Source organism: Microbacterium sp. PA5, assembly GCF_049860775.1.
Classification (GTDB): Bacteria; Actinomycetota; Actinomycetes; order Actinomycetales; family Microbacteriaceae; genus Microbacterium.
Genome location: NZ_CP187567.1, coordinates 144,168 through 158,076 on the forward strand (window position 1 = coordinate 144,168; position 13,909 = coordinate 158,076).

The 13,909-nt window shown below is 73.9% G+C and carries 12 protein-coding genes; 9 read left to right on the forward strand and 3 right to left on the reverse strand.

What is annotated here, in order from left to right; genetic code table 11:
• Positions 1-75: 75 nt before the first annotated feature.
• From ACPWUT_RS00705 to ACPWUT_RS00745, 9 genes are all read left to right on the forward strand, one after another.
• Complete coding sequence (locus tag ACPWUT_RS00705) at positions 76-1,062, forward strand: M15 family metallopeptidase (protein ID WP_425839562.1); 987 nt, start codon at positions 76-78, stop codon at positions 1,060-1,062.
• Between the two features lie 95 nt (positions 1,063-1,157).
• Entirely contained in the window at positions 1,158-2,321 is a 1,164-nt protein-coding gene (locus ACPWUT_RS00710) for an acyl-CoA dehydrogenase family protein (protein ID WP_425839565.1), read from the forward strand.
• A 363-nt stretch (positions 2,322-2,684) separates the two neighbouring features.
• Positions 2,685-4,316, forward strand: a complete 1,632-nt coding sequence (locus tag ACPWUT_RS00715) for a TIGR04028 family ABC transporter substrate-binding protein (RefSeq protein ID WP_425839568.1) — start codon at positions 2,685-2,687, stop codon at positions 4,314-4,316.
• Positions 4,317-4,370: 54 nt separating this feature from the next.
• Positions 4,371-5,348 (forward strand): ABC transporter permease, encoded by a 978-nt coding sequence (locus ACPWUT_RS00720; protein WP_284528566.1) that lies wholly within the window; start codon positions 4,371-4,373, stop codon positions 5,346-5,348.
• Positions 5,345-6,271 (forward strand): ABC transporter permease, encoded by a 927-nt coding sequence (locus tag ACPWUT_RS00725; protein WP_425839571.1) that lies wholly within the window; start codon positions 5,345-5,347, stop codon positions 6,269-6,271. Before ACPWUT_RS00720 ends, ACPWUT_RS00725 begins: the two co-directional genes overlap by 4 nt.
• Positions 6,268-7,929 carry a dipeptide ABC transporter ATP-binding protein gene (locus tag ACPWUT_RS00730; RefSeq protein WP_425839574.1) on the forward strand — a complete coding sequence of 554 codons (1,662 nt, stop codon included), beginning with the start codon at positions 6,268-6,270 and terminating at the stop codon, positions 7,927-7,929. Before ACPWUT_RS00725 ends, ACPWUT_RS00730 begins: the two co-directional genes overlap by 4 nt.
• On the forward strand, positions 7,926-8,948 hold the full coding sequence (locus tag ACPWUT_RS00735) for a putative FMN-dependent luciferase-like monooxygenase (protein WP_425839577.1): 1,023 nt from the start codon (positions 7,926-7,928) through the stop codon (positions 8,946-8,948). Before ACPWUT_RS00730 ends, ACPWUT_RS00735 begins: the two co-directional genes overlap by 4 nt.
• Entirely contained in the window at positions 8,945-9,544 is a 600-nt protein-coding gene (locus ACPWUT_RS00740; protein WP_425839580.1) for a CMD domain protein, read from the forward strand. Before ACPWUT_RS00735 ends, ACPWUT_RS00740 begins: the two co-directional genes overlap by 4 nt.
• Positions 9,541-10,167, forward strand: coding sequence for an alkylhydroperoxidase domain protein (locus ACPWUT_RS00745; RefSeq protein ID WP_284528571.1), 627 nt, complete (start codon positions 9,541-9,543; stop codon positions 10,165-10,167). The genes ACPWUT_RS00740 and ACPWUT_RS00745 overlap by 4 nt, the downstream gene beginning before the upstream one ends.
• A gap of 149 nt (positions 10,168-10,316) precedes the next feature.
• Here the strand turns inward: ACPWUT_RS00745 and ACPWUT_RS00750 are convergent, their stop codons facing one another.
• The 3 genes from ACPWUT_RS00750 to ACPWUT_RS00760 are packed head-to-tail and all read right to left on the reverse strand — an operon-like array spanning position 10,317 to position 13,897.
• Positions 10,317-11,177, reverse strand: a complete 861-nt coding sequence (locus tag ACPWUT_RS00750; RefSeq protein WP_425839584.1) for a siderophore-interacting protein — start codon at positions 11,175-11,177, stop codon at positions 10,317-10,319.
• Between the two features lie 54 nt (positions 11,178-11,231).
• The gene (locus ACPWUT_RS00755; RefSeq protein ID WP_425839587.1) at positions 11,232-12,104 is read right to left on the reverse strand and encodes an energy-coupling factor transporter transmembrane component T family protein; all 873 of its coding nucleotides are present in this window, start codon (positions 12,102-12,104) and stop codon (positions 11,232-11,234) included.
• Positions 12,101-13,897 (reverse strand): ABC transporter ATP-binding protein, encoded by a 1,797-nt coding sequence (locus ACPWUT_RS00760; protein ID WP_425839590.1) that lies wholly within the window; start codon positions 13,895-13,897, stop codon positions 12,101-12,103. The genes ACPWUT_RS00755 and ACPWUT_RS00760 overlap by 4 nt, the downstream gene beginning before the upstream one ends.
• Positions 13,898-13,909 lie beyond the last annotated feature (12 nt).

Here is a 13,909-nt window from a genome sequence, read left to right on the forward strand (position 1 = left end):
CCGTCAACCCATGAGCGACGACAGTCGAACATCGCGCAATCCCGGGCGCCGCGCGCCGTCGCGCGACAATGGAGTGTGCCCGCCGCGTCCCCCCACACGCGCCGCGCCCACCGCACGTCGCGCCGGGTGCGGCTCGTCCGCCGCCGCGTGCTGGCGGTGACGCTCGTGCTCGTCGTCGGCGCGTCCATCGCCACGTTCGCGCTGCCGCGTCCGAGCGACGGCGAGGCGGAGGCGCCCCCCTCGCCGTCCGCGACCTCCCCCGCGCCGACGCCCACCGCAGCTCCCACGCCGGCCTCGCCCGCTCCGACGAGCCCGGCCCCTGCTCCGACATCCCCTGCGGTCTGCGACGACCCCGCGGTCGTCGACGCGCTGGCCTCGGGGACGGACGCCGAGGTGGTCGCGGCTCTCGGCGGCGGAGAGGCCTTCCGTGCAGCCGTGGCATCCGGCGAGGCCCCCTGCATCGACGTGACCGAGGCGGGCAGAACGTGGGTCGTCGTGAACAAGCGCAACGCCCTCGATCCCCTCGACTACTGGCCGACGCCCCAGGCGCAGCCGCAGGGCATCCGGGTCGTCTCGGGCGGCGGATGGCTGCGGGCCGACGCCGCCGACGCCCTCGACGAGCTCGCCGCCGCGATCGTCGCCGACGGCGTCGGGACCCTCGGCGTCGATAGCGCCTTCCGCCCGTACGCCTACCAGGTCGACCTCTACAACGGCTACGTGGCCTCGCGGGGCCGGGCCGCCGCCGACCTGCGCAGCGCCCGCCCCGGGCACAGCGAGCACCAGACGGGGCTGGCGGTCGACGTCGTCGCGTGCGACGGCGGCTGCGGGTCGCACGACGGCTTCAAAGGCACCGCCGAGGCGGAGTGGCTCGTCGACAACGCCTGGCGGTTCGGCTTCATCATCCGCTACGAGGACGGCGCGACCGCGACGACCGGCTACTCGTGGGAGCCGTGGCACCTGCGCTACATCGGGGTCGAGCTGGCCGAGGCGTACGACGCCGGCGGCTACGGCACCCTCGAGGACTTCTTCGGACTCCCCGCCGCACCTGACTACGACGCCTGAAACCCAGTACCATGGATGCCGGGATGCAATCCCACGGCCGGCCCTGCCGCACACCCTGCGGCAGCGGCACTCGAGGATGAGAGGACGGGCGCACGATGGAGCGCGACATCTACGACGAGGACCACGAGGCGTTCCGCGACGTCGTCAAGGAGTTCTGCAAGCGGTACGTGACCAACGAGGCGCGCGAGAAGTGGGACGCCGACGGTGAGGTCGACCGCGCCACCATGCTCGCCGCCGGCGAGGCCGGGATCATCGGCCTGAGCGTGCCCGAGGAGTTCGGCGGCGCCGGGATGCTCCAGGACTACCGCTTCCGCGCGGTCGTCAACGAGGAGGTCATCCGCGCCGGAGCCGGATCGCTCGCCGGTGCCTTCGGCATCCAGGACGACCTCGCCGTCCCCTACCTCGTGCACATGGGCACGCAGGCGCAGAAGGAGAAGTGGCTGCCCGGCATGGCGACCGGCGAGATCCTCGGCGCCCTCGCGATGACCGAGCCGGGTGCGGGCTCGGACCTGCGCGGCATCAAGACCACCGCCAAGAAGGTCGACGGCGGCTACCTCGTCAACGGCGCCAAGACGTTCATCTCGTCCGGCAAGACCGCCGACATGATCGTCACCTTCGTGAAGACCGGGGAGGGGAACCGTCCCGACGCCTTCTCGCTGCTCATCATCGAGAACGGCATGGAGGGCTTCGACCATGGCAAGAAGCTGCACAAGATGGGCTTCCAGGGACACGACACGGCCGAGCTGTCGTTCAGCGACGTGTTCGTCCCCGAGGAGAACCTCATCAGCGGCACCGAGGGCCAGGGTTTCGTGCAGCTCATGATGAACCTTCCGCTGGAGCGCCTGTCGATCGGCGTCGCCGGTGCCGCCGCGGCGGCCGCCGCGCTGGAGTGGACCCTCGCCTACACGAAGGACCGCGAGGCGTTCGGCGAGCGCATCATCGACTTCCAGAACAGCCGCTTCCAGCTGGCCGACGTCGCGACGACGGTCGACGCCCTCTGGGCCTACATCGACCGTGCCCTCAAGGCCTACGCCGAGGGCAAGCTGTCGGCCGAAGAGGCGGCAAAGGTGAAGTTCTGGGCCACGGAGCGCGAGTGGGACGTGCTCGACACCTGCGTGCAGCTCCACGGCGGATACGGCTACATCACCGAGTACCCGATCGCGCGCGCCTTCCTCGACGCCCGCGTGCACCGCATCTACGGCGGCACGAACGAGATCATGCGGGAGATCGTCGGCCGCCAGCTCGCCGGCAAGCGCTGAGGCCCGCCCACCGCTGAACCGACGCCAGAACCGCCCCGGCCGCCCGGCCGGGGCGGTTCTGTCTGTCCGTCGGCGGGGGTCGGGCCGCCGGCGGGGGCGAAAGCAGGCTGGGCCGGGTGCGACCGCCGCGCCGGATGCCACCGCGCCCGGTTCAGCCTGCTTTTGCCACGCGGGACGCAGCCCACGACACCACGGGACGCAGCCCACGACACCACGGGACGCTGTCCGCGGCACGACGGGACGCAGCCCGCGGCCGCACATGACGCCGGATGACGGCGGATGAAGTCGCGTAACGGATGCCGTCGGGGCCCCGCAGGGCCCGCTCCTACCGTGGGGGATTCCACCCACCAAGGAGCAGCATCCATGAACCCTCACGCCCGCCGCGCCGGCGCCGGCCTCGTCGCCGTTGCCGCGGCGCTCGCGCTCGCCGCCTGCAGCACCCCGTCCGCGTCTTCGCAGAACTCCGCCGCGGCGGCGGGTGAGCCGGTCACCGGCGGCACCCTGACCTTCCTCGAGTCGCAGGCGCCGACCTGCTTCTACGCGGGCGGCGGCGGGTTCTACCCGGTCGCGACGATCCTCAATCAGGTCGCCGACAAGCTCACCTACCAGGACCCGGAGACCCGCGAGATCTCGCCGTGGCTCGCCACCGACTGGGAGGTCGACGACGACGCGACCGAGTACGTCTTCCACCTGCGCGACGACGTCACCTTCTCCGACGGCACGCCGCTGGACGCCGAGACCGTCGCCCTGAACTTCGACCACTTCGGCCTGGGCGACGAGTCGCTCGGCCTCGCGGCGCAGGAGTTCGTCGCGAACTACGAGGGGTCCGAGGTGATCGACGACCACACCGTCAAGTTCACCTTCTCGGCTCCGACCCCCGGGTTCCTGCAGGCGACGTCCGTCGTCGGCTCGGCGATCGTCGCGAAGTCGACGGCGGAGCTGCCGTACGAGGAGCAGTGCCAGCTGGAGAACCTCGTCGCCACGGGCCCGTTCACGGTCGGCGAGGTCGTGCCCGAGCAGAAGTACTCCCTCGCCGTGCGCGAGGACTACGACTGGGCGCCCGAGGTCTCCGAGCACCAGGGCCGCGCCTACCTCGACGCCGTCGAGATCATCGTCACCCCCGAGGACAACGTGCGCACCGGCGCGCTGACCGCCGGCCAGGCCGACGCGATCCGCGCGGTGCAGGTGTACGACGCGGATGCGCTGACCGCCGCGGGCAGCGGCGTCCACTACGCCCCGACCAACGGGGTGAACCCGCAATTCGCCCTCCGGTGGACCAATCCGCTCCTCGCCGACCTCCGCGTGCGCCAGGCGCTGCAGAAGGCGACCGACACCGCGGCGATCGTCGACACGATCTACCAGGGCAAGTTCGCCCAGGCGACGTCGGTGCTGAGCCGCGGCGCCACCGGCTACGTCGACCTCTCCGACAGGCTCGGCTACGACCCCGAGGCGGCTGCCGCGCTCCTCGACGAGGCCGGCTGGGTTCCCGGCGATGACGGCATCCGCGTGAAGGACGGTCAGCGCCTCGAGCTCGAGACCTGGGTCGGCGCGGTGTTCCCGCTCAACCAGCAGCTCGACGAGCTCGTGGCCGAGCAGTGGGAGAAGGTCGGCGTGAAGCTGAACATCGACACGCCGGATGCCGCGACCGCCACCGCCGGTCAGAAGGATCCGCTGCTGCTGCCGGTGGCGATCACCCACGTCGGTCGCGTCGACCCGGATGTGCTCAAGAGCAACTTCCACAGCGCCTCCAACCGCAACGCGCTCGTGTCGGACGACGAGGTGCTCGACGGGCTGCTCGACGAGATCTCGACCCTGTCCTCGACGGAGGAGCGCTACGCGAAGGCCGCCGAGGTGCAGGAGTACCTCATCGACAACGCGTACACGATCCCGCTCTACGAGCTGCCGCAGACGTACGCCACCTCGGCGGCGACGCACGGACTCACGTGGGAGCCGGTCGGGCGCGTCGTGCTCTACGACACCTGGCTGTCCGAGTGACGGCCGCCGGCCGGTAGCCACCGCATCACGCAGAGCAGGGAGAAGGGAACGGACATGCGCCACCTCATCGGACGCGTCGGACAGGCGGCACTCGTGCTGTGGGCGGCGTACACGGCGACCTTCTTCCTGCTCTCGGTGCTGCCGGGCGACGGCATCATGATCGCGTTCGAGAACCCCGAGATGGGGCTGTCGGCCGAGCAGATCGCCGCCATCCGGGAGTACTACCGGGTCGACGACCCCGTGCTGCTGCAGTACGCGCATGCGCTGCTCGGCACGGTGCAGGGCGATCTCGGCTACTCGATCACGAACGCGATGCCGGTCGCCGACCGCCTCGCGGCGGCGCTGCCGCAGACGGTGCAGCTGGCGGGGGCGGCGTTCGCGCTGGCGCTCCTCATCGCGGCGGCGATCGCGGGAGCATCGGTGTTCGCGCCGTTCGCGTGGGTGCGGCGGGCGCTGGACGCCGTGCCGTCGCTGTTCATCTCCCTCCCGGCGTTCTGGCTGGGCCTCGTGCTGATCCAGGTGTTCTCGTTCCAGCTGGGGTGGGTGCCGATGATCGGCGCGACGCCGACCGAGGCGCTGATCCTGCCGGTGATCACCCTGGCGATCCCGATCTCGGCGCCGCTCGCGCAGGTCTTCTGCCGCAGCCTCGACGAGGTGGCCACGCGCCCCTTCGTGCAGGTCGTGACCGCGAAGGGCGCGAGCCGGTCGTGGATCCTGCTGCGGCACACGGCGAAGAACGCCCTGCTGCCGACGCTCACGATCAGCGGGCTCATCGTGGGCGAGCTGATCGCCGGATCGGTGGTCACCGAGACCGTCTTCGGGCGGGCCGGCATCGGCCGCCTCGTCAACGACGCCGTCGCCGGGCAGGACCTCCCCGTCATCCAGGCCGTCGTCCTGCTGTCGGCCCTCGTCTTCGTGACGGTCAACCTGATCGTCGACCTCCTCTTCCCGGTGCTCGACCCGCGCCTGCGGACGCGCGCTCGCGTCCGCGCCGCGGCGACGGCGCCCGAGCCGATCGGAGCACTCGCATGACCGCTCTCGCCACCGCTCCCCTTCTCGGCGACCTCACCGCCGGCACCGCCGGCACCCCGCCCGGGACCGGTCCGTCGCCGGCTCCCGCGCCCGGACCGGCGGCCCGTCGCCGTCGCCGGATCCGCGTCTCGCCCACGCTGCTGCTGTCGGGAGCGGCGCTCCTCGTCGTCGTCGCGTGGGCCGTCGCCCCCGCGGTGTTCTCGCCGCACTCGCCGTACGCGCCGGTCGCCGGTGCTCTCCAGGCGCCGTCGCTCGCGCACCCCTTCGGCACCGACTCGATCGGTCGCGACCAGCTGGCGCGGGTCATCTTCGGCGCCCGCGAGTCGCTCGTCGGGGCGGCGATCGCCGTGTCGGTCGGTCTCGTGGTGGGCGTGCTGCTCGGTGCCGTCGCGGCCGGCGTCGGCGGGGTCGTCGACGCCGTCGTCATGCGCGTCGTCGACGTGCTGCTGGCGATCCCGGGGCTGCTCCTCGCGCTCACCGTGGTGGTCCTCCTCGGCACCGGCACGGCCAACGCGGCGCTCGCCGTCGGCGTCGGCTCGATCGCGGGGTTCGCCCGGCTGGCCCGCTCCGAGGTGGTGCAGGTGCGGGGCACCGAGTACGTCGAGGCCGCCTACGGGAGCGGCGGCACGTTCGTCTCGGTGCTGTTCGGCCACATCCTGCCGAACTCGCTGCGCCCTGTCCTCGCCCTCCTCGCGCTCCAGTTCGGCGGGGCGATCCTGGCCCTGTCGACGCTCGGCTTCCTCGGCTACGGCGTGACGCCGCCCGATCCCGAGTGGGGCATGATCATCGCGCAGGGACGGAACCTGCTGGGCGCCGCCTGGTGGGTGACCGCGTTCCCGGGCCTCGTGCTGCTGGTCGTCGTGCTCGCGACCAACCGCATCAGCCAGCTCATCGGGTCGCCGGCGGTCGGAGCACGGCGATGAGCGCGGTGCTCGACGTCCGCGACCTGGCCGTCGCCTACGAGACCCGGCGCGGACGCGTCGTGGCCGTCGACGGCATCGACATCCGCATCGAGCCCGGCGAGGCGGTCGCCCTGGTCGGCGAGACCGGATCGGGCAAGACGACCGCCGCGCTCGCGTCCATCGGGCTGCTGCCGCGGGGAGCCGTCCGGCTGCGCGGCACGGTGCGGCTCGGCGCGCTGGACATCACCGGCTGGTCGCCGCGCCGCCTCGAGCGGATCCTCGGGCGCGACGTCGGTCTCGTGCCGCAGGACCCGACCGCATCCCTCGACCCGCTGAAGACCGTCGGCTGGCAGATCGGCGAAGTGCTCCGCATCCACGGCGAACGCGATCGCGCGCGGATCGCGCAGGAGGTCGAGGGGCTGCTGGAGCGCGTGGGCCTCGCCGACACGGCGCGCATCGCCCGGTCGTACCCGCACGAGCTGTCGGGAGGACAGCGCCAGCGCGTGCTGATCGCCGGTGCCGTCGCGCTGCGGCCCGGGCTCATCGTCGCCGACGAGTCGACGAGCGCCCTCGACGTGACGGTCCAGCGCACCGTGCTCGACCTCCTCGACGACCTCCGCCGCGAGGACCGGTCGGGCCTGCTGTTCGTCACCCACGACCTCGCCGTGGCCGCCGAGCGCGCCGACCGGATCATCGTGCTCGAGGGAGGCGCCGTGCAGGACGCCGGCGACGTCCGCACCGTGCTCGGCGGCGCCGGGCATCGCGCCGCGCCCTACACCCGGCGCCTCATCGCCGACGCGCCCGCCCTCCAGCCCGCGCGGTTCCGCGAGGCGCCGCCGGCGACCGGCGAGCCGCCCGCGATCGAGGTCGCGGGGCTCGCGAAGGTGTTCACGGGGCACCGCGGCCGTCCCGACGTGGCCGCCCTGCGGGACGTGTCGTTCACCGTGGCACGGGGCACCACCCACGCGATCGTCGGCGAATCCGGATCGGGCAAGTCGACCGTCGCGCGCATCGCGCTCGGATTCGAGTCCCCGTCGGCGGGGACGGTGAAAGTCGCCGGCACCGACGTGTCCGGGGCGCAGGGCCACGGCCTGCGCGGCGCCGGCCTCCGGCGGTTCCGGGCGAGCGTGCAGCTGGTCTATCAGAGCCCGTACGCGTCGCTCGATCCCTCGCTCAGCATCCTCGACACGGTCTCGGAGCCGCTGCGGCGCATCGGCGGGCTCCCGCGCCGTGAGGCCCGCCGTTGCGCCGCAGAGCTCCTCGAGCGGGTCGCCCTCGCCCCGGCGCTCCACGATCGGCGCCCCCGGGAGCTGTCGGGCGGCCAGCGGCAACGCGTCGCCATCGCCCGCGCGATCGCCCCGCGGCCCGAAGTGCTCGTGCTCGACGAGCCGGTCTCGGCCCTCGACGTGACGGTGCAGGCCCAGATCCTCGCCCTGCTGGACGACCTGCAGCGCGAGTTCGGCCTCACCTACCTCTTCATCTCGCACGACCTCGCCGTGGTCCGGCAGATCGCCGACACGGTGACGGTGCTCGCGCACGGCCGCGTGGAGGAGACCGGGACCGCACGCGACGTGTTCGAGCGCCCGCGGAGCGACTACACGGTCGCTCTGCTCGAGGCGATCCCCGTGCCGTCCCTCGCTCCGGCCCCTCTCCCCACGATCATCGGAGGCCCCGCATGACCCAGCTCGCCCTGTTCACCCGTCTGCTCGACGATGCGTCCCCCGCCGAGCGCTACGCGCTCGCGCTCGCTCAGCTCCAGCAGGCCGAGCGCCTCGGCCTCGACCGCGCCTGGGTCGCGCAGCACCACTTCCGTGCCGCCGAGGGCGGGCTCCCGTCGCCGTTCGTGTTCCTCGCGCATGCGGCCGCCGCGACCAGCGCGATCCGCCTCGGCACCGGCGTCGTGACGCTGACGCTCGAGGACCCCGTGCGCGTCGCCGAGGACGCCGTGGTGCTCGACCTCCTCACCGGCGGCCGCCTCGACCTCGGGCTCGGCAGCGGCGGCACTCCGACCTCGTTCGCGCCCTTCGGCCTGCGCCTGGACGACAAGACCGCGGTGTACGAGGCGAAGCTCGAGACGCTGCTCACCGCCCTGCGCGGTGGAGACGTCGGCGGCGGGAACACCCTGTACCCGGACGCCGGGACCCTGGGCGACCGGGTGTGGCAGGCGACCTTCTCGGCGGGAGGGGGCGCCCGCGCGGGCCGTCACGGGCACGGGCTGCTCCTCTCCCGCACCCAGCCCCGCCCCGACGATCGTCCGGACGCCACCCTGGCCGAGCTCCAGCTGCCCATCGTCGACGCGTACCTCGAGGCACTGCCGGCCGGCTCCCGCGGATTCGTCACGGCATCCCGCACCGTCTTCGTGGCCGACGACCGCGACGAGGCGCGCGCCTTCGCCGAGACGGGGCTGCGGCGGGCCGCGCGCTCCTTCCGCGGCGGCCGGCTCGCGCCCGACGCCGACCTCGACGAGCTCATCGCCGCGAGCGACACCCACGTCGGCACCGCCGACGAGGTCGCCGCCTCCCTCGCCGCCGACCCGACCCTCGCCCGCGCCGACGAGATCGCGTTCCAGGTGCACTCCGTCGACGCCCCGCACGCGCACGTGCTGCGCTCGATCGAGCTCTTCGCGACCGAGGTCGCCCCCGCCCTGGGCTGGCGCAGCCCGGCATCCCCGCCCATCACCACAGGAGGACACTCATGACCACCACCGTTCCGGACGTCGTCGACGAGATCTCGGGCGCATCGCCCGCGGTCGCGGCGCGGCGCCGACCCGTGACCCGCGAGCAGTCGCAGGCGAGCTTCGAGGCGCTCTTCTCGCCCCTCGACGAACGTCACCTGGCGACGCGTGACCGCTGGCTGCTCGCCGCCTTCGCGACCCGCCTCACCGCCGACGACCGCACCGCCGGCTTCTACGCGGACCGTGCCCGGATCGCCGCACCCACCCTCGCCGAACGCGTGCTCGCCGAGGCCGGGGCCCAGTCCGTGGCTGGCCCGTACGGGGTCTACGCCGAGCCGGGGCTGCGGGGCGAGGACATCGTCGGCCCGCGCTACGCGCCGTCGGCCGACCTGCGCGCGGCCGTCGGCGAGAAGCTCGCCGCCGGCCTCGCCCACGTGCACCTGCTGACCTACCGGCTGCGCGAGACCGACGGCGCGTCGCACGACGCCCTCCTCGACGCGGGCTGGAACGTCGACGGCATCGTCACGCTGTCGCAGCTGATCGCCTTCCTCGCCTTCCAGCAGCGGGTGGCCGCCGGCCTGCGCGTCCTGTCGGCGAGCGAGGCGGGGGAGGCGGCATGAGCGGCACGATCTCCGACGCGACGGGCACCGCGCGCGCACTCCGGCACGACGCCCCCCATCCCGACGGCTTCACGCGGGAGAGCGTCGGCTGGCTGCCGTGGCTCGAGCCGCTGCCCGCCGAGGAGCTGACCGACCGCCATCATGCGGGCCTCGTCGACCGCGGCCGGGCCAACTCGGACTACTTCCGCCTCCTGGCGCGGGACCCCGAGATCCTGCGGGCGCGCACCCTCACCGACAAGGACATCTTCTACAACGTCGCCGAGGGCCTGCCGCGCGAGGATCGCGAGCTCGCGGCCGCGGCGGCGTCACGCGTCAACGGCTGCGTCTTCTGCGCCTCGGTGCACGCGCGGTTCGCGGCCCATTTCTCGGGCCGCGACGCCGACGTCGACCGCCTCCTCGCCGAGGGCGTCGGCGCCGACCTCGGCGAGCGGTGGAACGCGATCGTGGCCGCCGCCGTCGCGCTCACGCAGACGCCGATCGCCTTCGGGCCCGCGCACGTCGCGCGCCTGCGGGCGGCCGGGCTCGACGACCTGGAGATCTCCGACGTCGTGCACGGCGCCGCGTTCTTCAACTGGGCGAACCGCCTCATGCTCACCCTCGGCCGGGCGGTCGCGCCCGCCTAGCCGCCGCACGCGGGGGCGAAAGCAGGCTGGATCGCGTCGCTGGGCGCCGGCCCAGACGGCTGGGGGCCATCCAGCCTGCTTTCGCCCCCGCCCGCCGGCGTCACCCCGCCCGCCGGCGTCACCCCGGCCCGGCCCACCCCGGCCCGGGGTCAGGACAGTTCCGCCGACTGCCGCCCGGCCGCCGGGGCGCCGGCGCCGACGCGCCAGTACCCGACGAAGCTGACGGCGCCCTTGTCGAGGCCGCGCTCGCCGACGAGGTACCGGCGCGCGGCGGTCGGCAGCGCCTGCTCGCCGACGATGAAGGCGTGCGGATCGCCGGGGAGGTCCCGCTCCTGCAGTGCCGCCAGCGCGAGGCTCCCCGGCTTCACGCCGGCGCCGCGGACGATCCACTGCACATCGACCCCCGCCGGCGCATCGAAGGGGAGGATGTCGTCGGCCGACGGCGCCTCGATGATCGCGAACCCGGTGGCCGTCGCCGGCAGCGAGGCGCACACCCCCGCGACCGCCGGCGCGCCGGTCTCGTCGGCGACGAGGGCGACCCGCTCCACGCCGCGCTCGGGGCGGAACCCGAGGCCCTCGTCGATGATCACGACGGACTCGCCCGGGGTCGCGGCCTCCGCCCACCGCGAGGCGGGACCGGCGGCGTCGCCCGAGCCGTGCAGCACGAAGTCGACGTCGATCTCCGCTCCGCCGCCGTCGGGGCCGCCGGCGCGGTAGGCGCGGACGGTGTAGTTGCGCATCACGGGACGCATCCCGGCGGGGATCCGCAGGTACTTCAGGTAGCCGAGGATGCTGTTGGCCTTGGCCGGGATCCGCTCCAGCCCCTCGTCGCCGCCCACCGGCAGGAAGAGGCGGAACCACTGGTCGTAGCCGAGCGGGCGGAAGCGCGCGATGTCGCCGCCGCCGAGCGTGATCCGCATCCAGTGAGGGCTCAGCCGCTCGGTGCGCAGCACCGTCAGGTGTAGGAGCTCCTGCACGGCGGGCTTCACGAGGGTGCTGGATCGGGCCATGAGGACGTCCTTTCGGGGAAGGTGCCGGCGTGCGCGGGGCTCACGGCGGCGGGATCAGGCGGCCGCCCAGGGGAATCCCGCCCCGGGGAATCCCGCCCAGGGGAATCCCGCCCAGGGTGATGCCGCCCAGGGGAACAGCAGCCACAGGATGACGAGCGAGACGGCGGCGAACGCCACCGTGAACGCGGTGTCGCGCGCCCGCCACGGCACCAGGTGCCGCTCGGTGCGGTCGGGGTGGGCGCCGAACGCGCGGGCGTCCATGGCGAGCGCGACCCGCTCGGCGTGGCGGATCGCCCCCGCCAGCAGCGGCACGAGGTATCCCCACCAGCGGGCGATCGCCGCGAACGGGCCGCGTCCGCCGTGCGAGCCGCGCACGCGATGCGCCTGCCGGATGACGTCGAGCTCGTGGCCGAACCGGGGGACGAAGCGGAACGCGGCGAGCGCGGTGTAGCCCACCCGGTAGGGCACGCGCAGCTGCTGCACGCTGGCCCGTACGAGGTCGGGGCCGGTCGTGGTGAGACCGGCGATCAGCGCGAGGGCGATGATCGCGGCCAGCCGCAGGGCGGTCGCCAGCCCGATCACCAGGGCCCCGCCGTACAGGGTCCAGGGTCCGATGGTCAGGACCACCGCCGACTGGTCCACGCGGCTCGCGTCGGCCCACACGGCCATGCCGAACCCGAGCAGTGCGACGGCCGCGGGAAGGGCGACCAGCAGCAGGAGCACGACGCGCGGGGTGAGCCGCGCTCCGGCGACGAGCACCGCGTAGGCGAGGCCGATGAAGGCGAGCGGCGTGACGAGGTCGCGGACGAAGACGAGCGCGATCATCGCCGGCAGGGGGGCGGCGAGCTTGGCGAGCGGATTGAGGCCGAGGAGGAACCTCCCGCGGGCGGCGAGGTCGGCGTACGGATCGGCGGCGAGGACGGTCACGGCGCCGCCTCGGCGGGACGGACGGTCCGGGCGTCGTGCTGCGGAGCGGGCAGGTCGGCGAGCCGGGTGACTCCGGCGAGCGCGGGATGGCGCGACCCCTGCAGCGCCTGACGCAGCGGCGGGAGGCGGAGCCCGGCGCGCCGCAGCAGCGCGGCATCGGCGAACACGTCGCCCGTCGTCGTGTCCGCGACGACGCGGCCGCCGTCGAGCACGATGGTCCGGTCGGCGTAGTCGGTGACCAGCTGCATGTCGTGGGTGACGACGATGACGGTGGTCCCGGTGTCGTTGAGCTCCCGGAGCAGCCGCAGCAGCTCGTCGGCCCGGGCGCGGTCCTGGCCGAACGTCGGCTCGTCGAGCGCGAGGATCGGGGCGCCGGCGACGAGCGCCGTGCCCACCGAGAGGCGACGCTTCTGCCCTCCCGACAGGAGGAACGGGTGGGTGCCGGCGCGGTCCTCGAGCCCGAACCGGGCGAGCACCTCGAGGGCGCGTGCGCGGACCTCGTCCTCCGGCAGCCGTTGCAGCCGCAGGCCGTGGGCGAGCTCGTCGAAGACGGTGTGGGCGATGAACTGGTGCTCGGGGTTCTGGAACACGAAGCCGATCCGCCGGGAGAGGCTGCGCAGGCCGGTGCGCGCGGGATCGGCTCCGGCGACGCTCACGTGCCCGCGGGGGAGCGGGATGACCCCGGCGATCGCCTGCAGGAGCGTCGTCTTGCCGGCGCCGTTGGCGCCCACGATCGCGACGAACTCGCCGCCGCGCACCTCGAGGTCGATCCCGTGCAGCACGCGGGTGCGGCCCCGCGAGAGCGACAGGTCCCGCACCGTGACGACCGGCTCGATCGGCGCGGCGGTCGGGGTGGGCGGCGTCGCGGCCGGGGCGCCCTCCGCGGCGGCGGGCACGGTCGCCGGGGGTGGGGCGTCGGCGGCCTCGACGGCGGCGCGCAGCTCGTCGGGGGTGAGCGGCAGCGGGTCGATCCGCCATCGCGCCTCGCGCAGCGCGAGGGCGGCGAGGGTGGAGACCGGCAGCCACACTCCGAGCGCGTGCAGCTCCTCGGCGCGGCCGCGCAGCACGTCGTCGGTCGTGCCGTCGGCGACGGTCCGTCCGCGGGCGTCGAGCACGACCACGCGGTCGGTGAGGCCGACGGCCTGGTCGAGGTTGTGCTCGATGAGCACGATCGCGCGATCGCCGGCGGAGACGACGTCGGCGAGGGTGGCGTACACCTCCTCGATGCCGGCGGGATCGAGGTTGGCGGTCGGCTCGTCGAGCACGAGCACGGGCGATCCCATCGCCAGCGCGCACGCGATCGCGAGCCGCTGCCGGCCGCCGCCGGAGAGCCGGTCGGGGTTGTCGGCGCGGCGCTCCCACAGTCCGACGCGGCGGAGGGCGTCTTCGGTGCGCGCGAGCACGACCTCCACGGGGAGCCGGAGATTCTCGGGACCGAAGGCGACCTCGTCGAGCAGGGTGCCCGTCACCAGCTGCGCGTCGGGGTCCTGGAAGACCATCCCGACGGTCGTGCTGAGCGTCGCCACCGGTGTGGTCGCCGCATCCCTCCCGCCGATGCGCACGTCCCCGTCGATCCGCGCGGGGATCGCGTGGGGGATCAGCCCGTTGAGCGACAGTGCCAGCGTGGACTTGCCCGAGCCGCTCGGACCCAGGAGGAGGACGACCTCGCCGGGGTGCACCGCGAACGATGCGCCCGCGGGCGTCGCCGTCGTCTCGCCGTCGTGGGTGATCGCGACGCCTTCGACCTGCACCACCGGGGTGCCGGTCGCCGTGTCGTCCGCTCGGTTCCCCACACCCCTAACTTA

Bases quoted from the DNA above. Each gene is read 5' to 3' on its own strand.
- ACPWUT_RS00710 (WP_425839565.1), top strand. From the start codon at position 1,158: ATGGAGCGCGACATCTACGACGAGGACCACGAGGCGTTCCGCGACGTC.
- ACPWUT_RS00715 (WP_425839568.1), top strand. From the start codon at position 2,685: ATGAACCCTCACGCCCGCCGCGCCGGCGCCGGCCTCGTCGCCGTTGCC.
- ACPWUT_RS00720 (WP_284528566.1), top strand. From the start codon at position 4,371: ATGCGCCACCTCATCGGACGCGTCGGACAGGCGGCACTCGTGCTGTGG.
- ACPWUT_RS00725 (WP_425839571.1), top strand. From the start codon at position 5,345: ATGACCGCTCTCGCCACCGCTCCCCTTCTCGGCGACCTCACCGCCGGC.
- ACPWUT_RS00730 (WP_425839574.1), top strand. From the start codon at position 6,268: ATGAGCGCGGTGCTCGACGTCCGCGACCTGGCCGTCGCCTACGAGACC.
- ACPWUT_RS00735 (WP_425839577.1), top strand. From the start codon at position 7,926: ATGACCCAGCTCGCCCTGTTCACCCGTCTGCTCGACGATGCGTCCCCC.
- ACPWUT_RS00740 (WP_425839580.1), top strand. From the start codon at position 8,945: ATGACCACCACCGTTCCGGACGTCGTCGACGAGATCTCGGGCGCATCG.
- ACPWUT_RS00745 (WP_284528571.1), top strand. From the start codon at position 9,541: ATGAGCGGCACGATCTCCGACGCGACGGGCACCGCGCGCGCACTCCGG.
- ACPWUT_RS00750 (WP_425839584.1), bottom strand. From the start codon at position 11,177: ATGGCCCGATCCAGCACCCTCGTGAAGCCCGCCGTGCAGGAGCTCCTA.